The organism is Mycobacterium hubeiense, assembly GCF_002838065.1.
Classification (GTDB): Bacteria; Actinomycetota; Actinomycetes; order Mycobacteriales; family Mycobacteriaceae; genus Mycobacterium; species Mycobacterium hubeiense.
The window spans coordinates 171,192-189,306 of record NZ_PIZU01000005.1; the positions used below are offsets into that span (position 1 = coordinate 171,192).

Consider the following 18,115-nt stretch of genomic DNA (forward strand, 5'->3'; position numbering starts at 1 on the left):
GTCACGGTGCCGGGGCCGCCAGCTCACGCAGCGACGACATGAACAGCTCGTCCATCCGTGGGCTCAATTCGGCCAGGGCCCCCGCACTGGCATAGCTGGCCGAGCCGAAGACCCGTTCGAGTGAGTCGGCGGCGGTGGCGGCGCCGATCGAAAGACACAGGCACGCAACGCCTTCCATGCGCAGCTCTTCGAGCGCCTTGTGCGCGTCGGCTTCGGCGTATTTGCCTTCATACCCGTCGTCGTAGGGAAATCCGTCGGACAGCACGAGCAGCAGCCGATTCGGTGTGCCCGCTTCGGTTTTGAGGATTTCGCCAGCCCCGCGGATCGCGGCCCCGAGCCGGGTGTAGCTCGACGGCTGCAGCTGGTTGAGCCGTGCGCGGCCGACCGCGCTGAAACTTTGGTCGAATGTTTTGATCGCCGGCAGATGCACCGCGTGTCGTCCCAGCGAGCGGAAGGCATACACCGCGACACGGTCACCGAGCTCCTCGAGCGTGACGGCGATTGTCGCCGCTGCCCGCCGCTGATGCTCGTGCACGGCGAGACCGTCGGAATCGGTGTCGGTGGCCGATCCGGACGCGTCGATCAAGATGAGCACACCGAGATTACGGGCGAGCTTGCGACGCTCCAGATAGACGTTCTCCGGTGGCGAGTAACCGGAGCGCAGGTCGACGAACAAGTCGATGAGCGCCTCGATGTCGAGGTCGTCGCCGTCGGCGCGGCCGCGTAAGACCTTGGGGCCGAGGCCGACTCGCGACAGACGTCGTCGAAGCACGTCATCGTGCGCGACGCCGGCGTCGGACACATCGGCATCAGCAGTCAGGGGAAAGTCGAGCACGCGGCACCAGTCCGGCTTGTACCGGTCGTTGAAGACATCCCACTCCGGATGCAGGGCGCCGCCCACGCCCACCGCGGCTCCGGGTTTGTCGTCGTCGGTGAAGTGGATCCGGGTGGGGAGCGGTCGCGCGTTCGGGCCCGCCTGCTGCGCCCGCCGGATGGAGCGTACCGTCATCTCCGCGCCCGCGGCGCCCTCGCCTTCGGAACGGCTGCCGCCGAACATCTTCCGGAAGTAGTCCGACATCGACTGGTTGTTGAGGAGTGGACTCTGAAACAGCTTGAGAATCTTGCTCTCGTTGGACTTCCCGCCGTCGTCGTCCTCGTCTTCGTCGTCGTCCTCGGACTGGGGCATGTCGATGGGATCGAAGTGCAGTTTAAGGTCCTTGTTGGTGGCTTGTCCACCGGGTCCGGCGACAGACCCCAGCAACCGGGACGGTTTGATGACGCCGAACCACTCCGGCGGGTCGGCGACGTGCGCGCGGCCCTTGGCCATCTCGAGTGACTCGTCGGCGGTCGAGGTCCTGGGTTGTCCGTCGGGGAGGAGCGCGGCATCGAGTGGAATCTGACCGGCGAGTTCGGCGAGTACGCGATGACCTTCTAATGCCAGGTAGCGCCGCGCCAACGTCGCGCGTGCCCGCATCTGCTTCACCAATCGTGGTTCAAGGCTGCCCGCGCCGAGAAGTGCACTCTGGACCAGCATTTCGCGGCGCTGCTCGTCGACGGACCGATCGGCCGAGACGAAGATGAACTGGCCGTTGGTGTATGCGGGCTGGCCGGCCGGCGCCTCGGTGACGTCGACGGACCTGCCGGCGATGTACGTGGCGAGGAACCGGAACCGGTTGGGGTCGGACGTCACTGGGGAAGCACGGTATTGACGAGCTCATCGAGTGCGCGGATGACGTCGTCATCGTCGGAGAGCACTTCGACGACGGCCGCGTGGACTGCACTGCGCAGGTTCAGCCCTTCAGCGGCAAGGCCGCCCGCGAGAATGAGCATGCGGGTGGAGGACACTTCGCGCAACGGCGAGCCGTCCAGGTTGCGGATGGCGTACGCGAGTTTGACCAGCGCACTTGCTGTTTCGGTGTCGATGCCGGCTTCGTGGGCGACCACCTCGGTCTCGATCTCAGGGGAGGGGTAGCCGAGTTCGATGGCGATGAACCGTTGACGGGTCGACTCCTTGAGGTTCTTCAGCACACTCTGGTAACCGGGGTTATAGGAGATCACCAACTGGAACCCGGGCGCCGCCCGCAGTGTCGTACCGAGCCGGTCGACGGGCAACTCACGGCGGTGGTCGGCCAGTGGATGGATCACCACGGTGGTGTCCTGACGCGCCTCGACCACCTCGTCCAGATAGAAGATGGCGCCCTCGCGCACCGCGCGGGTCAACGGTCCGTCCACCCAAACCGTCTCACCGCCCTTGAGCAGGAACCGGCCCACCAGATCCGCCGACGTCATGTCCTCGTGGCCGGCGACGGTGATCAATTCCCGTCCGAGCTCGTGAGCCATGGCCTCCACGAATCGCGTTTTCCCGCAACCCGTGGGACCTTTCAACAACACAGGCAGGCCACGGCGGGCCGCCGCGCGGAAGACCTCCACCTCGTCGCCGATGGCACGGTAGAACGGCGCATCGGCAACCCCGCTGCTCGCTCCGTTGACTACGGTGGATTGATTCTTCAACAAACTACTCACCTGTTCGCTCGATGGGAACGTTGACGGGAAGCTTGACGCCATCCGGCAGAACAAGCTCACCGTCGTGATTGATGTAGCCCGAATTCTGCAGCGGCATCGGCAGCGCTGGATCGGGGCACGGCCGATCCGTGTCTTCACCGCAGATGCCCATCAGGAAGTACGAGCGCTTCAAAATGTCATCCGGCCAAGGATCTTGGTGCATCGCGAAGAACTGCGCCGGGATGTTGTAGAGCACGAAGAAGGCCATGCTGCATGCGGCGAAGATCGCCAGGAAGCGGGTGAACTGTTGGCGGACGAACCCGCCGCGGACGCTGTCGAGTCCCCGCTCGACGACCGTGCGCCCACGGTCGTCAGTGAAGTAGCGCAGGCAGCACAGCGCCGCCTGCACGCCGCCCCACATCAGCCCCTCGTAGAGCGGCCACTGGTAGTAGGTGCCGGCATTGACCGACAACGCCTGAATGGCGCCCGGATAGGTGAAAAGCCCCATCGGCATGAGGAACAGACCCTCGATGACGAAATCGAAGATGAAGGTCCAGGCGATCACCACGCCGATCAGCCCGAGGGTGTTGATGTTGGGAAACCGCTTCTTGGCCAACCTCATGACCCAGCAGCCGAGCATGGTGCACAGCAGGACGAAGAAGTAACCCGGGGCGTTCATCAGGACCGGTTCGGCCATCATGGCGCCCGGTTCCCCGAACGACACCCAACCCGGAATGTCCTGGACCCACGAGCCCATATTCCACATCCAGGTGTTGTAGGTGCTCCACGTGTTGAAGTAGTTCAGCAGCGGATCCTGAAACCACAGCAGGCCGCAGGACACGAAGAGCATGCCGTCGAGGGTGATTCGCCGCTCGCGCCGCCATGGCCGAATGAGGAACCACCAGACGGCAATTGGCAGGCCGATGACGATCACGGCGGTCCAGGTGGACAGGATCACCTTCATGAACATCGGAGGGTCGGTGGGTCCCGGGGGAACCCGTTCGAAGTTCGGCCCGGTGATCCAGCGGATCCACACGTACAGCTGGAAAGCCAGAATGACACCGCCGAGCGCCGCCCAGATTTTCACCGGGGCGATCTTGGATTGAGGCTGGGTACCCAGTGTCGCCTCGCTGAGCGATTCGGTGACAACAGGCTTTTTCTTTTGCGAAAGATCGCTCATGGACCCCACTGCTCCTCCCGAAGTGGCCGACGCGGCGAAAATATACCAGTGAGTATCTCAGTGACCAAGGGGTAAAAACCTATGGCAGAATCGGGGCATGGTTGAGCCTTGGACCCGGGAGCGACGCCTCGAGCACACGCGCACGCTGCTCCTCGATGCCGCTGAGGAGGTGTTTGCCGAAAAGGGTTTCATCCCAGCAACTCTCGATGACATCGCCAAGGCCGCCGGGTACTCGAAAGGGGCGATATACAAATATTTCGCCACCAAGGAAGACCTGTTTCTCGCCGCGAGCGACCGGTACTGGCGCCGCTATTTCGACAACTTCGCCGAGGTGATGTCGTCGGCTGATCACGTCGGGGCACGCGAACTCGAGAGCATCGCCGAGCGCTGGCGGCAACTGAGTCGCGACCGCGGGGCGGAGCATGCGGCACTGGGAGTCGAGTTCAACCTCTATCTACTGCGCAACCCGGACGCGCGGAAACGTGTGGCCGCCAAGCGATCTGAGGTGGTCAAGCAATTGGCCACCTACATCGTCGAGGGCATTGATCGGCTGGGCGCGACCCTGCTGATCCCCGCGACCACGTTTGCCCACATCATCATCGCCACGACCGACGCGGTCGAGATGAGCAGCCACCTCGACGATATCGACCTTTACCTGCCGATGGTCGAGATGTACGTGTCGGCCGTCAAGATGCCCTGAAGCCTCATGGCCCGCGTTTGATGGGCACTGGCGGGGGCACCTCGGCGCCTTCGGGCAGAACGAGTTCACCGTCGTGGTTGATGTACCCCGAGTGCTTGGTCGGTAGCGGCAGAACAGGATTCGGGCACGGGCGGTCGGTCCCCTCACCGCAGATGCCGGGATTGAAGTACGAGCGCTGCTGCACATCCTCCGGCCACGGGTCGGCGTGCATCCCAAGCCAGGTCGCGGGCACGTTGTAGAAGAGGAAGAAGCATGCGCTGACACCGCCAAAGATCGCCAGGAAGCGGATGAACTGTTGTTTGACGAATCCGCCGCGGATGCTGTCCAGTCCGCGCTCGACCAGGGTGTGTCCGCGGTCGTCGGTGAAGAAGCGCAGGCAGCACAACGCCGTCTGGACGCCACCCCACATCAGCCCTTCGTAGATGGGCCACTGGTAATAGGTGCCGGCGTTGAACGACAACGACTGGATGGCGCCGGGGTAGGAATAGAAGCCGATCGGCAGGAGGATGAGCGCCTCCATGATGAAGTCGAAGACGAAGGCGATCGCATAGGTGACCAAGACCAACCGCAGGTTGCTGATCCCGGGCCAGCGGTTCTTGATCTTGCGCATGATCGCGCATCCGACGATGGTGAGCAACAAGACGCCGTACATGTAGCCGGGGATATTGGTCAGGAGCGGTTCGGGCACCGTATGGCCCGGTTCCTCGTGCGCCACCCAGCCCGGGATGTGCGGTGCCCAGGACCCCTGGTTGAACAGCCAGGCGTTGTAAGTGCACCAGGTGCTGTAGTAGTTGAGCATCGGATCCTGGAACATCATCAGGCCCATCGACACCAGCAGCATGCCGTCGAGCGTGATGCGCTTCTCTCGCACCCAGGGCCGAATGAGGAAGAACCACAAGGCAAACGGCAGGCCGATCCAGAGCACGACGGCGTTGGCGATCAGCGGGATCTTCATGTAGAGGGGTGGCTCGCTGGGCCCCCCCGATACCGGCTCGAAGAAGGGGCCGGTGACCCACCGGATGAACACATACAGCGTCACGGTCAGGAACACCGCGCCGACAGGCGCCCAGATCTTGATTGCATTCGACGACCGCGGCGCCTCCGTGCTGAGGCTCGCGGGGCCGCTCGTCGTTTCGGTGATGGCGGACTTCTTCGACAGTTCGCTCACAACGCCTCCTGACCCGCCGTATAGGCACTCGCACTCACGGAGAAGATACCAGCGAGTATCTGAATGTCCAGAGGGATTCTCAGATTCTGTGGCACACTTTTTTCATGGTCGAGCGGTGGACACGGGAACGACGTCTTGAGCACACGCGTTCACTGCTGCTCGATGCTGCCGAAGATGTGTTTGCCGAAAAGGGTTTTGCACCAGCGACTTTGGACGATATCGCGCACGCGGCCGGCTACACGAAGGGCGCCATCTACAAGCACTTCGCCACCAAAGAGGATCTTTTCCTTGCGGTCAGCGACCGGTATTGGCGGCGCTACTTCGACAACTTCGCTGAGGTGATGTCGTCGGCGGAGCAGATCGGGTCGCGCGAACTCGACGAGATCGCCGCACGGTGGCGGCAACTGAGTCGCGACCGCGGCGCCGAGCACGCCGCGCTGGGCCATGAGTTCACGCTGTATCTGATGCGCAACCCCGACGCGCGAGAACGCGTGGCGGCCAAGAGATCAGAGGTCGTCGAGGCGCTGGCGAAGTTCGTCGTCGAGGGCATTGACCGGCTCGGCGGCACCCTGCTGATCCCTGCGTTGACGTTCGCCCAGGTGCTCGTCGCCACCAGCGACTCCGTCGTACTGGGCAGCGAACTCGACGATGTCGACCTCTACCGGCCGATGGTCGAGATGTACGTGTCGGTGATCAAACTGTCCTGACGTCCGGCACGCCGCGTCAGGTAGTCGATCTGTAGGTGGATTGCATAGAGCACCAGCGGCGGCAACACGATGAACGGGATGTTCTCGCCGATGAACTTGAACCACAGGCCGAATGCGCCCTGCCCGATGTCGTTGAAACCGGCGCCCACCTCGGCGAGGAAGTACACCGCGGTGCTGCTCATCAACACCGCGATCCCCGCGAATGCCACCCACAGGCAGCGGATGCGGGATTCATGCGACAGGTCGGTTTTGATCAACCGGGTCCACATCGTGATGACGATGACGCCGGTGGTGACGCCGACGACCTCGAGAGCGAACGTCCACGGGTTACCGCTGGCGTAGCGTGTATCGGCCAAACCGTACTGCCACCACAGCCATTTGAAGCCGGGGTCCGACGTCGGTGTCCACCATCCGAGCGGGTGGCCGATGAGGAACATCAGCTCATAGCCGATCTGGCTGAATGCGGTGTAGGGCAGGTAGAACAGGGTCAGCTCGGCCGCCTTGTCGACGCGAGATCGGTTCTCGCCCGGCGCATCCCACAGAATCACCAGCGGCAGCAGGATCACCGGAACTCCGAAGAGCAGGTTTGCGATGACGTCGGAGGTGAACGTCGGCTCGATCAACCCGATGCCGACGCCGACCGTCATCCCGAGGAACACCAGCGTGGTCCATACGGCGACTCCGAGGTAGATCCGCAGGCGATGCGGCGCCCACGGACGCGCGAAGTTGGGTTCGCGTTCGGACACGGTCATGTCCCTTTCGCCGCGACGGAAATGGACTTGCTGTCGGTGTAGCCGTCGATGCCTTCGCGGCCGAGTTCGCGACCGTATCCGCTGGCTTTCACGCCGCCGAACGGGGCGAACGGGTCCATGGTGTAGCCCTGGTTGACCCCGAACGTCCCGGTGCGGATGCGCGTGGCGACGCTCAGCCCGCGATCGGTGTCCGCCGTGAACACCGAACCCGCCAGCCCGTAATCGGAGTCGTTGGCGATCGCCACCGCCTCGTCCTCGTCGGCGTAGGCAATGACGGTCAGCACTGGCCCGAAGATCTCCTCGCGGGCGATCCGCATGGAGTTGGTCGCGTGGTCGAACAATGTGGGCCGGACGTACCAGCCGCAGTCGATCCCGTCGGGCATGTCCGTGCCGCCGACGACGATGCGGGCGCCTTCCCGCTGTCCGCTCTCGATGTAGCCGAGCACCCGCTCCTGCTGGCGTTCTGCGACGAGCGGGCCCACCTGGGTGGCGGCATCGGTCGGATCGCCAACGACCAACGACGTCATCTCGGTGGCCAACGCGTCGGTGAACTCGTCGGCGCGGGCGGCGGGAACCAGTATGCGAGTCAACGCATTACAGATCTGACCGCTGTTGGAAAGGCTGGCCGACCGGACGCCGGCGGCGACGGCGGCGGGGTCGGCATCGTCGAGCACAATCGCCGCGGACTTGCCGCCCAGCTCGAGGCTGACGCGCTTCAGATCGGCCGCGCATGCCGCGGCGACTGCCTTGCCCGCCGCCGTCGACCCGGTGAACGAGACCTTGTCCACGCCAAGGTGTTTCACCAAGTACTCGCCGACCGGTGCGTCGCCGGGCAGCACGCTGACCACACCCGGCGGCAGGCCCGCCTCGGCAAGCATCTCGGCGAGCAGCAACGCGTTCAGCGGCGATTCGGGCGCTGGCTTGAGCACCACCACGCAACCGGCGAGCAGCGCCGGAATCAGCTTGGTGACGATAAGGAACTGCGGCATGTTCCACGCCACGATGGCGGCGACGACGCCTACGGGCTCGCGGCGGATGTGGATGTCTGCCCCGTACATGCCGCGGCGGGCTTCGGTCCAGGGATAGGTGTCGGCGAGGTCGCAGAACGCGGTCATCATCATCGCGGGCAGCCCTACCTGCGCCCGTTGCGCGAAGCTGATCGGTGCGCCGATCTCGGACGTGATGGTTTCCGCCATCTCAGCGCGTCGGTCGCCGTAGATCTTTGCGAGCCGGCGCACGGCCTCGATGCGCTCGGCGGGATCCAGTCGCGGCCAGGGGCCGGCATCGAAGGCCGCCCGCGCGGCCTCGACCGCCGTGTCGACATCGGCGGGCGCGGCGGCCGCGACGCTCGCCACCAGCTGCTCGGTGTGCGGAGCAATGACGTCGATGCGCTGGTCGGTGCTCGGTTGTGACCACCTGCCGCCGATGAACAACTCGTTTGACCGCACCCGTGTCCCGCCTTCCCGTAATCCGCGTCGAATCACGACCCTGGTGCAAATTTCGACGGAAACTGCTCGCCCCGCCGAAGCAATATCAACTACTTGCGATTGTGACATGGAGCATATACCGTCGGCCTCGCGGAGTGGAGAGGAGAAACCGATGGCCCGATTTCCCAAGCCGCCCGAAGGAAGCTGGACGGAGCACTATCCGGAGCTGGGCACCGAGCCCGTCTCCTACGAGGACTCGATCAGCCCCGAGTTCTACGAAATCGAACGCAAGGCGATCTTCAAGCGGGCATGGCTGAATGTCGGTCGCACCGAACAGCTTCCGAAGAAGGGCAGCTACTTCACCAAAGAGCTCAAGGTCGTCAACACGTCGATCATCGTGGTGCGTACTGCCTCCGGTGAAGTCAAGGCGTACCACAACATCTGTCGTCACCGCGGCAACAAGCTGGTGTGGAACGACTTGCCGCAGGAGGAGACCAGCGGCGTGTGCCGGCAGTTCACCTGCAAGTACCACGCCTGGCGCTACGACCTCGACGGCAACCTGACCTTCGTGCAGCAAGAAGGGGAGTTCTTCAACCTCGACAAGAGCCGCTACGGCTTGGTCGGAGTGCATTGCGACGTCTGGGAGGGGTTCATCTTCGTCAACTTCGCGCCCGAACCCGAGCAGAGCCTGCGCGACTTCCTCGGCCCGATGATCACCAATCTGGAGGGCTATCCGTTCGACAAGATGACGTCGCGGTTCGCTTACCGTTCCGAGGTCAACGCGAACTGGAAGCTCTACATGGATGCGTTTCAGGAGTTTTACCACGCGCCCGTACTGCACGCGAACCAGTCGCCGACCGCGTACTCGAAGGCCGCGGCAGAGGCCGGGTTTGAGGCGCCGCACTATCGCATCGAAGGGCCGCACCGGTTGGTGAGCACCTCGGGTGTGCGGGCGTGGGAGATGGCCGACGAGATGCGCAAGCCCATCGAGGACATCTGCCAGAGCGGGCTGTTCGGGCCATGGGACAAGCCGGATCTCGGGGAAATGCCGCCCGGGCTCAACCCCGCGAAATGCGATCCGTGGGGCCTGGATTCGTTCCAGCTGTTCCCCAACTTCGTGATCCTGTTCTGGGGGCAGGGCTGGTATCTGACGTACCACTACTGGCCGACGTCGTACAACACGCACATCTTCGAGGGCAACCTGTACTTCCCGCAGCCACGCACGCCGCGGGAGCGCGTCGCGCAGGAATTGGCCGCGGTGTCGTTCAAGGAATACGGCCTGCAGGACGCCAATACGCTGGAGGCCACCCAGACGATGATCGAGTCACGCGTTCTGGACGACTTCGTGCTGTGCGATCAGGAGGTGCTGATCCGTCACCTGCACAAGGAGACTGCCGCGTGGGTCGAGGACTACCAACGCAAGACCGCGGGGGTGTGACGTGACTGCAAAATTACCACCCGAATTCGCTGACCTGGAACGGTTTTCGGACTGGTGCCTGCCGACGGAGCCGGAGCGATACGCCAAGCGGCTGGACAGCACGATGACCGAGATGCAGGCCTTCTACGACGCGGTCACCGCGCGGGCCGACGAGGCGATCGCGTACTGCGACAAGTTCTCGCTCGACGATATGCCCGAGGACGTGCTGAACCTGATGCATCTTCTCTACTCGATGATCCAGGTGTCGTTCCCGATCGAGTGCTGGAAGCAACCGAAGGTGCCCGACTCGGGCGCCACGACGCTGGACTGCGTCGTCGAACCCGTCCCATGACGACCATCCTGCGGGCCGCCCGCTGGGCCGACATCGCAGCCGGCGAGGTGCGCTCCCCGGCCGTGGTGGTGGTCGAGGACGATCGCATCGCCGCGGTGAATCCCGCTGAACTGCCGCCTGATTCGACGGACATCGATCTCGGCGACGTCACGCTGCTGCCCGGGCTGATGGACATGGAGCTCAACCTGCTCATCGGTGGCCCCGGCGGTCCTGAGGGGCTGCCCAGCCCGATGCACGGCGTGCAGGACGATCCCGCCTACCGCACCCTGCGCGGGGCGGTCAACGCGCGCACCACGCTCGAAGCCGGCTTCACCACGGTGCGCAATCTCGGGTTGATGGTGAAGACTGGCGGCTATCTCCTCGACGTCGCATTGCAACGCGCCATCGACCAGGGTTGGCACGTCGGCCCGCGGATCTACCCCGCCGGACACGCCGTCACGCCGTACGGCGGACACCTCGATCCGACGGTGTTTCAACGGCTGGCGCCGGGGATCATGCCGCTGTCGGTGGCGGAGGGCATCGCCAACGGCGTCGATGACGTCCGCGCCTGCGTGCGTTACCAGGTTCGGCACGGCGCCAAGCTGATCAAGGTGTCCGCGTCGGGCGGGGTGATGTCGCACAGCACCGCGCCGGGCGCGCAGCAGTACTCCGACGAGGAGTTCGCGGCGATCGCCGACGAGGCCCACCGGGCTGGGGTGCGGGTGGCCGCGCATGCGGTGGGGGACAGCGCGATCCGCGCCTGCATCCGCGCGGGAATCGACTGCATCGAACACGGGTTCCTGGCATCCGACGACACCATCAAGATGATGGCCGACACCGGGACCTTCCTGGTGTCGACGACCTATCTCACCGAGGCGATGGCCATCGACCGCATCGCCCCGGAACTGCGCAAGAAGGCCGAAGTGGTTTTCCCGCAGGCGCAGGCCATGCTGCCCAAGGCAATTGCGGCCGGGGTGCGCATCGCCTGCGGCACCGATGCGCCGGCGATCCCGCACGGGCAGAACGCGAAAGAGCTGTGCGCGTTGGTGAAACGCGGTATGACGCCGATGCAGGCGCTGCGGGCCGCGACGATCACCAGTGCCGAGCTCATCGAGGCCGACGATGAGCTCGGGCGCATCGCACCCGGCTACCTGGCCGACATCATCGCTGTGCCCGGCGACCCGTCGCGCGACATCGCCACGACGCTCGACGTGCAATTCGTGATGAAGAACGGCGAGGTCTTCAAGCGCTAACGTCGGGCTAGGAGGCGAGAATGGAACAGACCGACAACATTCTGTGGCTGCTCAAGCAGGCCTGGTACTTCGCGCTGACGACGGTCAACGACTCGGTGAGCGAGCACGGTGTGAGCACAGCGCAGATCGGCATGTTGCGTCAGCTGGCCACCGAACCCGGCCTGTCTGGGGCCGAGCTGGCGCGGCGGCTGCTCATCAGCCCGCAGGGCGTGCAGCTGGCGTTGAAGGAGCTTGAGCGCCGGGGGCTGGTGGAGCGCAAACAAGACCCGCAGCACGGCCGAATCCTGCAGGCGTTCTTGACCGATCGCGGTCGCGAGGTCGCCGAAGCCGTCGTCAGCGACGCCATCGCCGCCCACCACAAGGTCTTCGGCGTGCTCAGCAAGGACGAGCAAAAGACGTTGAAGGAACTGCTCGGTCGCGTGATCGAACAAGGCACCGGCCACAAGCTGCACCTGGACCACATCGGCGATGAATAGAAAGTACTTGATACCTATGACAAGTACTTGATATTATGAATCTCGATGAGCGGGGATACCAAGGTCGACGAGTTTGCGCCACTGCGCATCAAGCGCGTCGTGCGCGAGACCGCTGATGCGGTGTCGCTGGTGCTCGACGTGCCCGAGCACTGCGCCCCGAAATTCCGCTATCAGGCCGGCCAGTTCTTGACGCTGCGGGTCAATGTCGACGGGCAGGAGCACCGTCGTTGCTACTCGATGTCGTCCGCACCCGTCGAAGACGATCTGCGTATCACGATCAAACGCGACCCCGGCGGCCTGGTGTCGAACTGGCTCAACGACACCGCCTCCGAGGGCGGCGAGATCCACGCTGCCCCGCCGGACGGACGGTTCGTACTGCGTGACACGTCAGACGACATCGTGGCGTTCGCCGGGGGCAGCGGTATCACGCCGATCATGTCGCTTCTCCGTACGGCGCTGGCGAAATCGTCGAGACGAATCCGGCTGTTCTACGCCAACCGCAGCCGGGACTCGGTGATCTTCGGCGACGCGCTCGCCCAGCTCGCCGACCGCCACGCCGACCGGCTAACCGTCGTGCATCACCTCGACGAGGAGGCCGGCGTCGTAACGCCCAGTGCCGTCGAATCTTTCCTCACCGGCACCGGCGCAGCGGACTACTACATCTGCGGGCCCAGCGCGTTCATGGATGCCGTGGAAGCGACAGTCCTCAAGGCCGGTGTGCCCCGCGAACGCGTGCACCTCGAGCGCTTCACCGTGGAACCGATATCCGCCGATGATGCCGCATCGGAAACCGAAGAGGTCGTCATCGAATTGGATCGCAAGAAGACCACGGTGGCGTACCGCTCCGGCAACACCCTGCTTCAGATGGCGCGCACGGCGGGCCTGCGGGCGCCGTCGTCGTGTGAAACCGGTTCGTGCGGAACATGTATGGCCCGTGTCGTGGACGGCAGCGCCAGGATGCTCAACAACGACGCACTCGACGACGACGAAGTGGCCGAGGGCTGGGTGCTGACCTGCCAGTCCCTGCCGACCAGTCGAACAATCCACGTTGTCTACGAGTAGGGCGGAACAGATGAACCGGGTAGCGGTGGTGACCGGCGGCGCGTCGGGCATGGGTGAGGCGACGTGCCACGAGTTGGGCCGGCGTGGGCACAAGGTTGCCGTGCTCGATCTCAACGGTGAGGCGGCCCAGCGCGTCGCCGAGGAACTGCGGGCCGAGGGTGTGACGGCACTCGGTGTCGCGGCCGACGTCAGCGACCGCGCGGCGCTCGAGGAGGCATTCGCCAAGGTGCGCAACGAGTTGGGCCCTGTGCACATCCTCGTCACCAGCGCGGGCGCGGTGGACTTTTCGCCGTTCACCGACATCAGCCCGCAAGCGTGGCAGCGACTGATCGACATCAATCTCACCGGGACGTTCCACTGTTGTCAGCTCGCCATCCCGGACATGCTCGAGGCGGGGTGGGGCCGCATCGTGATGATCTCATCGTCCAGCGCCCAGCGCGGCTCGCCGGGCATGGCGCACTACGCGGCGTCCAAGGGTGCGCTGCTGTCGCTGACCAAATCGCTTGCGCGCGAATATGGCCCGGCAGGAATCACGGTGAACAACATCCCGCCGTCGGCGATCGAGACACCGATGCAGCATCAGTCGCAGGCCGCGGGCCACCTGCCGCCGAACGAGCAGATGGCTGCCAGCGTCCCGCTCGGCCACCTCGGTACAGGCGACGACATCGCGGCTGCGGTCGGTTTCCTGTGTTCGGAGCAAGCGGGCTTCATCACGGGGCAAACCCTTGGTGTCAACGGCGGATCGGTGATGTGAGTAAAGGAGATCAGCATGGGCAAATGGCCTAAGCCGGCGGAAGGCAGCTGGACGGAGCACTACCCGGAGCTGGGCACCGGACCGATCTCATTCCGCGATTCGACATCTCCCGAGTTCTACGAACTCGAGCGTGAGGCGGTGTTCAAGCGGGCCTGGCTCAACGTCGGCCGAATCGAAGACGTCCCGCGGGTGGGCAGCTATTTCACCAAGGACATCGACGCCGCCAAGACCTCGGTGATCGTCGTCAAAGGCAAGGATCAGCAGATCCGCGCCTTCCACAACATCTGCCGCCATCGTGGAAACAAGTTGGTGTGGAACGACTTTCCCAACCAGGAGGTCAAGGGCACCTGCCGGCAGTTCACCTGCAAGTACCACGGCTGGCGCTACGATCTGGCGGGCGACCTGACGTTCGTCCAGCAGGAAGGCGAGTTCTTCAACCTCGACACCTCGCAGCTCGGGCTCAAGCCAGTGCACTGCGACGTGTGGAACGGGTTCATCTTCATCAACTTCGATCCCGAGCCGCGATGGAGCCTGCGCGAATTCCTCGGCCCGATGATCACCGCGCTCGACGACTACCCGTTCGAATTGATGACCGAGCGTTACGAATTCGAGGCGCACAACAACAGCAATTGGAAGATCTTCGCCGACGCCTTCCAGGAGTACTACCACGTGCCGTCGCTGCACAGCCAGCAGGTGCCCAGCGCGGTGCGCCAACCCAACGCCACGTTCGAGTGCGGGCACTTCCAGATCGACGGGCCGCACCGCCTGGTGTCCACCGCAGGCACCCGGCGATGGCTGCTCGATCCGGAATACATGTATCCGGTCGAAAGGATCACGCGCAGTGGACTGGTGGGCCCGTGGCGCACACCCGAGACGCACCCGTCGGCCGGTTTGAACCCCGGCGGGATCGAGCCGTGGGGTATCACCAACTTCCAGATCTTCCCGAACCTGGAGATCCTCGTCTACCACGGCTGGTACCTGCTGTACCGGTACTGGCCGACATCGCACAACACCCATAAGTTCGAGGCCTACAACGCATTTCATCCTGCACGCACCGTGCGCGAGCGCATCGAACACGAGGTTGCGTCGGTGGTGCTCAAGGAGTTCGCGCTGCAGGATGCGGGCATGCTCGGCGGCACGCAGGCGGCGCTGGAGTACGGCCTGGACGAGCCAATAGTCAACGACTATCCGCTGTCCGATCAGGAGATCCTGGTGCGTCATCTGCACCACGAGGCGGTCAAATGGGTCGAGGAGTACAAGGCCGAGCCGGCTCCGGTGGGGGTGTGACCATGAAACGACTGCCCAGCGCGTTCGCCGAGTTCGAGAAGTTCGCCGAGAAGTGGTGTCTGGCAACGGAACCGGAACGATGGGAAGCGCGTCTGTCGACGCCGATGTCGGAGATCCGGGAGTTCTACGACGCGTTCTCTGGACGCTTCGAGGAGGCGATCGACTACTGCGACAAGTTTCCGCTCGACGATATTCCGGACGATGCGCTGAATCTTCTACACCTCGTCTACTCGATGATCATGGTGTCGATGGCCGTCGAGATCTTCGGCACCCAGAAACCCACCGACTCGGCCGACGCCGAGATGCACCGCGTCAGCGCGCCGGTGCCGTGAGAACAGGACGATTATGAGTCTGCTGACCATCAATAAGCTCACTGCGTCGGTCGGGGCGGAGGTGACCGGGCTGGACTCGGAGTCGCTGGCCGACGACACGTTGGGTCAAGCCGTGCTGGATGCGTTGGAGGACAACGGAGTACTCGTCTTTCCCGATCTGCACCTGGATCCCGAAGCCCAGGTGGCGTTCTGCCGTCGGCTGGGGGAGGTGGACCACTCGTCGGACGGTCACCACCCCGTCGCCGGGATCTATCCGGTCACCCTGGACAAGTCGAAGAACTCGTCGGCGGCGTACCTGCGTGCGACGTTCGACTGGCACATCGACGGCTGCACGCCGACAAATGACGAACCTCCGCAGAAGGCCACCGTGCTCTCCGCCGTCCAGGTGGCCGAGCGCGGCGGCGAGACCGAATTCGCCAGCGCCTACGGCGCCTACGACGAGCTGAGCGACGACGAGAAGGAGCGCTTCGCGTCGCTGCGCGTCGTGCACTCCCTGGAGGCCTCGCAGCGCCGGGTCAACCCCGACCCGACGCCGGAGGAACTGGCGCGCTGGCGGGCGCGGCCCACGCACGAGCACCCTCTCGTGTGGACCCATCGCAGCGGGCGCAAGTCGCTGGTGCTGGGCGCCTCGGCCGACTACGTCGTCGGCATGGACCGCGACGCGGGCCGGGCGCTGCTGGCGGAGTTGCTCGATCGCGCCACCGGCGCCGACAAGGTGTACAGCCACCAATGGTCCGTCGGCGACACCGTGATCTGGGACAACCGCGGTGTGCTGCATCGGGCGGCGCCGTATGACCCCGACTCCCCGCGGGAGATGCTGCGCACCACCGTGCTGGGCGACGAGCCCATTCAGTGACGGGCTAGGCGAGTGCACAGCCCCCTCGTTGACGCCGGCGTGCCACTATGGAAATCTAATACCCACAGATGAGAATCACATTCTCGTCCGCTGGGATCGTCGAAAGGCAGTAGTGCATGACGGAAGACCTCACCTCGGTCGACTTCTTCCGGGACAGTCGGCTGTTCGACGACCCGTACCCGTTCTACGAGGCACTTCGCAACAAGTGCCCGGTCGCCCGCGAGGACCATTACGGCGTGATGATGGTGACCGGCTGGCAGGAGGCCGTCGACGTCTACAACGACGCCGACACGTTCTCGTCGTGCATCTCGGTGACGGGGCCGTTCCCGGGGTTTCCGGTGCCGCTCGAAGGGGATGACGTCACCGACCTGATCGTGAAGCACCGCGACGAGATCCCGTTCAGCGACCAGCTGCCGACGCTGGACCCGCCGACGCACACCAACCACCGCGCCCTGCTCATGCGGCTGATCACCCCCAAGCGCCTCAAGGAGAACGAGGACGCGATGTGGCAGCTGGCCGACGACATCCTCGACGACTTCCTGGCGCCCGGCGAGGGGGAGTTCATCACGGGGTTCGCGGGCCCGTTCACGTTGCGCGTCATCGCCGACCTGCTCGGCGTGCCCGAAGAGGATCGCCCGGAGCTGCTGGAGCGGCTGGCGCGTGGCACCCACGGCAGCGGGCTGGGCAACGCTGACAAGACGCTGGCCAAGACGCCGCTGGAATACCTCTACGACGTGTTCGCCGAGTATGTCGAGGATCGTCGGCGCGAGCCTCGCGACGACGTGCTGACCGGGTTGGCAACGGCGACGTTCCCGGACGGCACCGTGCCGGAGGTCGGCGACGTCGTTCGCGTGGCCACCAACGTGTTCTCGGCCGGTCAGGAGACGACGGTGCGGCTGCTCGGCACTGCGCTGAAGGTGATCGGCGACCGCCCCGACATTCAGCAACGGTTGCGCGAAGACCGCAGCCTGCTACCGAATTTCATCGAGGAGTGCCTGCGCATCGAGAGCCCGGTCAAGGGCGACTTCCGGTTGTCGCGGGTGCCGACGACCGTCGGCGAGCAGTCCCTCGGCGCCGGCTGCACGGTGATGGTGGTCAACGGTGCGGCCAACCGCGATCCGCGCCGTTTCGAGGATCCGGACAACTTCGACCCCGAACGCAAGAACGCTCGCCAGCACTTGGCGTTCGGCCGCGGCATTCACAGCTGCCCGGGTGCGCCGTTGGCCCGCGCCGAAACCCGGGTGGGCCTCGAGCGTCTGCTGGATCGCACCACCGATATCCGGATCAGCGACAAGCATCACGGTCCGGCCGGTGAGCGTCGCTACTCCTACATTCCGACGTACATCTTGCGTGGGCTCACCGAACTGCACCTGGAATTCGATGTCGCTGAAGGTGATTCGCGATGAAGGTGAATGTCGATGAGGACCGGTGCCGCGGGCACGGCATGTGCCTGACGCTGTGCCCGGAGGTGTTCAGCATGACCGACGACGGGTACGCCGTCGCCGAGCCATCGGAAGTACCGGCGGGACTCGAAGGCGCCGCCAAAGAAGCCATCGAATGCTGTCCGGAACAAGCCATCAGCGAAATCGACTGAGAACCAAGGAGAGTCAGTGCCCAAGGGTTATATCCTCATCACCGAGGACGTCAAGGATCCGGCCGGAATGGCCGAATACGCCAAGCTCGCCGGCAAGGCGATGGCCGGCTCGACGCTGTTGGCGTTCGACCAGAAGCCCGAGGTGATCGAGGGCGAGTGGCACGGCACTCAGACAGTGCTCCTCGAATTCGAATCGGTCGAGGCGGCCCGCGAGTGGTACAACTCCGACGCCTATCAGGAGGCGGTCAAGCTGCGCCAGGCCGCCGCCGACTGCAACGGCGTCATCCTCCACGGCATGTGAATTAGCCGGGGTGATT

At 64.5% G+C, this 18,115-nt stretch carries 20 protein-coding genes; 14 read left to right on the top strand and 6 right to left on the bottom strand.

The window, feature by feature from the left end:
• Position 1: 1 nt before the first annotated feature.
• The 3 genes from CWS39_RS06655 to CWS39_RS06665 are packed head-to-tail and all read right to left on the bottom strand — an operon-like array spanning position 2 to position 3,682.
• Positions 2 to 1,690 (bottom strand): nitric oxide reductase activation protein NorD, encoded by a 1,689-nt coding sequence (locus CWS39_RS06655; protein WP_102142101.1) that lies wholly within the window; start codon positions 1,688 to 1,690, stop codon positions 2 to 4.
• Positions 1,687 to 2,511, bottom strand: coding sequence for a CbbQ/NirQ/NorQ/GpvN family protein (locus tag CWS39_RS06660; protein WP_102142162.1), 825 nt, complete (start codon positions 2,509 to 2,511; stop codon positions 1,687 to 1,689). The genes CWS39_RS06655 and CWS39_RS06660 overlap by 4 nt, the downstream gene beginning before the upstream one ends.
• A gap of 4 nt (positions 2,512 to 2,515) precedes the next feature.
• A complete protein-coding gene (locus CWS39_RS06665) occupies positions 2,516 to 3,682 on the bottom strand; it encodes a spirocyclase AveC family protein (protein WP_102142102.1) in 1,167 nt (388 codons plus the stop codon).
• A gap of 97 nt (positions 3,683 to 3,779) precedes the next feature.
• Between CWS39_RS06665 and CWS39_RS06670 the strand changes: the two genes are divergently transcribed.
• A complete protein-coding gene (locus tag CWS39_RS06670) occupies positions 3,780 to 4,382 on the top strand; it encodes a TetR/AcrR family transcriptional regulator (RefSeq protein ID WP_102142103.1) in 603 nt (200 codons plus the stop codon).
• A gap of 4 nt (positions 4,383 to 4,386) precedes the next feature.
• On the opposite strand, the gene CWS39_RS06675 is transcribed toward CWS39_RS06670, so the two are convergent.
• A complete protein-coding gene (locus CWS39_RS06675; protein ID WP_102142104.1) occupies positions 4,387 to 5,550 on the bottom strand; it encodes a spirocyclase AveC family protein in 1,164 nt (387 codons plus the stop codon).
• 104 nt (positions 5,551 to 5,654) lie between these two features.
• On the opposite strand from CWS39_RS06675, the gene CWS39_RS06680 reads away from it, so the two are divergent.
• Entirely contained in the window at positions 5,655 to 6,257 is a 603-nt protein-coding gene (locus tag CWS39_RS06680) for a TetR/AcrR family transcriptional regulator (RefSeq protein WP_102142105.1), read from the top strand.
• Here the strand turns inward: CWS39_RS06680 and CWS39_RS06685 are convergent.
• Positions 6,209 to 7,009: an emopamil-binding protein gene (locus CWS39_RS06685; RefSeq protein WP_102142106.1), complete on the bottom strand. Its 801-nt coding sequence runs from the start codon at positions 7,007 to 7,009 to the stop codon at positions 6,209 to 6,211. The genes CWS39_RS06680 and CWS39_RS06685 overlap by 49 nt on opposite strands.
• On the bottom strand, positions 7,006 to 8,457 hold the full coding sequence (locus tag CWS39_RS06690) for an aldehyde dehydrogenase (protein ID WP_102142107.1): 1,452 nt from the start codon (positions 8,455 to 8,457) through the stop codon (positions 7,006 to 7,008). Before CWS39_RS06690 ends, CWS39_RS06685 begins: the two co-directional genes overlap by 4 nt.
• A 151-nt stretch (positions 8,458 to 8,608) precedes the next feature.
• Here CWS39_RS06690 and CWS39_RS06695 point away from each other — a divergent pair, with 151 nt between their 5' ends.
• The 12 genes from CWS39_RS06695 to CWS39_RS06750 all read left to right on the top strand — a co-directional run bounded on the left by CWS39_RS06695 (position 8,609) and on the right by CWS39_RS06750 (position 18,099).
• Positions 8,609 to 9,874, top strand: a complete 1,266-nt coding sequence (locus tag CWS39_RS06695) for an aromatic ring-hydroxylating oxygenase subunit alpha (RefSeq protein ID WP_102142108.1) — start codon at positions 8,609 to 8,611, stop codon at positions 9,872 to 9,874.
• Position 9,875: 1 nt separating this feature from the next.
• Positions 9,876 to 10,205, top strand: a complete 330-nt coding sequence (locus CWS39_RS06700; RefSeq protein ID WP_102142109.1) for a hypothetical protein — start codon at positions 9,876 to 9,878, stop codon at positions 10,203 to 10,205.
• The gene (locus tag CWS39_RS06705; RefSeq protein WP_102142110.1) at positions 10,202 to 11,437 is read left to right on the top strand and encodes a metal-dependent hydrolase family protein; all 1,236 of its coding nucleotides are present in this window, start codon (positions 10,202 to 10,204) and stop codon (positions 11,435 to 11,437) included. Before CWS39_RS06700 ends, CWS39_RS06705 begins: the two co-directional genes overlap by 4 nt.
• 20 nt (positions 11,438 to 11,457) lie before the next feature.
• Positions 11,458 to 11,913, top strand: coding sequence for a MarR family winged helix-turn-helix transcriptional regulator (locus CWS39_RS06710; protein ID WP_102142111.1), 456 nt, complete (start codon positions 11,458 to 11,460; stop codon positions 11,911 to 11,913).
• A 45-nt stretch (positions 11,914 to 11,958) separates the two neighbouring features.
• Positions 11,959 to 12,975 (top strand): ferredoxin--NADP reductase, encoded by a 1,017-nt coding sequence (locus CWS39_RS06715; protein WP_102142112.1) that lies wholly within the window; start codon positions 11,959 to 11,961, stop codon positions 12,973 to 12,975.
• A 10-nt stretch (positions 12,976 to 12,985) separates the two neighbouring features.
• The gene (locus CWS39_RS06720) at positions 12,986 to 13,729 is read left to right on the top strand and encodes an SDR family NAD(P)-dependent oxidoreductase (protein WP_102142113.1); all 744 of its coding nucleotides are present in this window, start codon (positions 12,986 to 12,988) and stop codon (positions 13,727 to 13,729) included.
• A 15-nt stretch (positions 13,730 to 13,744) separates the two neighbouring features.
• Positions 13,745 to 15,016 (top strand): aromatic ring-hydroxylating oxygenase subunit alpha, encoded by a 1,272-nt coding sequence (locus CWS39_RS06725; protein ID WP_102142114.1) that lies wholly within the window; start codon positions 13,745 to 13,747, stop codon positions 15,014 to 15,016.
• A gap of 2 nt (positions 15,017 to 15,018) precedes the next feature.
• Positions 15,019 to 15,348 (top strand): hypothetical protein, encoded by a 330-nt coding sequence (locus tag CWS39_RS06730; protein ID WP_102142163.1) that lies wholly within the window; start codon positions 15,019 to 15,021, stop codon positions 15,346 to 15,348.
• 13 nt (positions 15,349 to 15,361) lie between these two features.
• Positions 15,362 to 16,204: a TauD/TfdA dioxygenase family protein gene (locus tag CWS39_RS06735; RefSeq protein ID WP_102142115.1), complete on the top strand. Its 843-nt coding sequence runs from the start codon at positions 15,362 to 15,364 to the stop codon at positions 16,202 to 16,204.
• Between the two features lie 116 nt (positions 16,205 to 16,320).
• Positions 16,321 to 17,610, top strand: a complete 1,290-nt coding sequence (locus CWS39_RS06740) for a cytochrome P450 (RefSeq protein ID WP_102142116.1) — start codon at positions 16,321 to 16,323, stop codon at positions 17,608 to 17,610.
• A complete protein-coding gene (locus tag CWS39_RS06745; protein WP_102142117.1) occupies positions 17,607 to 17,798 on the top strand; it encodes a ferredoxin in 192 nt (63 codons plus the stop codon). The genes CWS39_RS06740 and CWS39_RS06745 overlap by 4 nt, the downstream gene beginning before the upstream one ends.
• 16 nt (positions 17,799 to 17,814) lie before the next feature.
• Positions 17,815 to 18,099 (top strand): DUF1330 domain-containing protein, encoded by a 285-nt coding sequence (locus CWS39_RS06750; RefSeq protein ID WP_102142118.1) that lies wholly within the window; start codon positions 17,815 to 17,817, stop codon positions 18,097 to 18,099.
• Positions 18,100 to 18,115 lie beyond the last annotated feature (16 nt).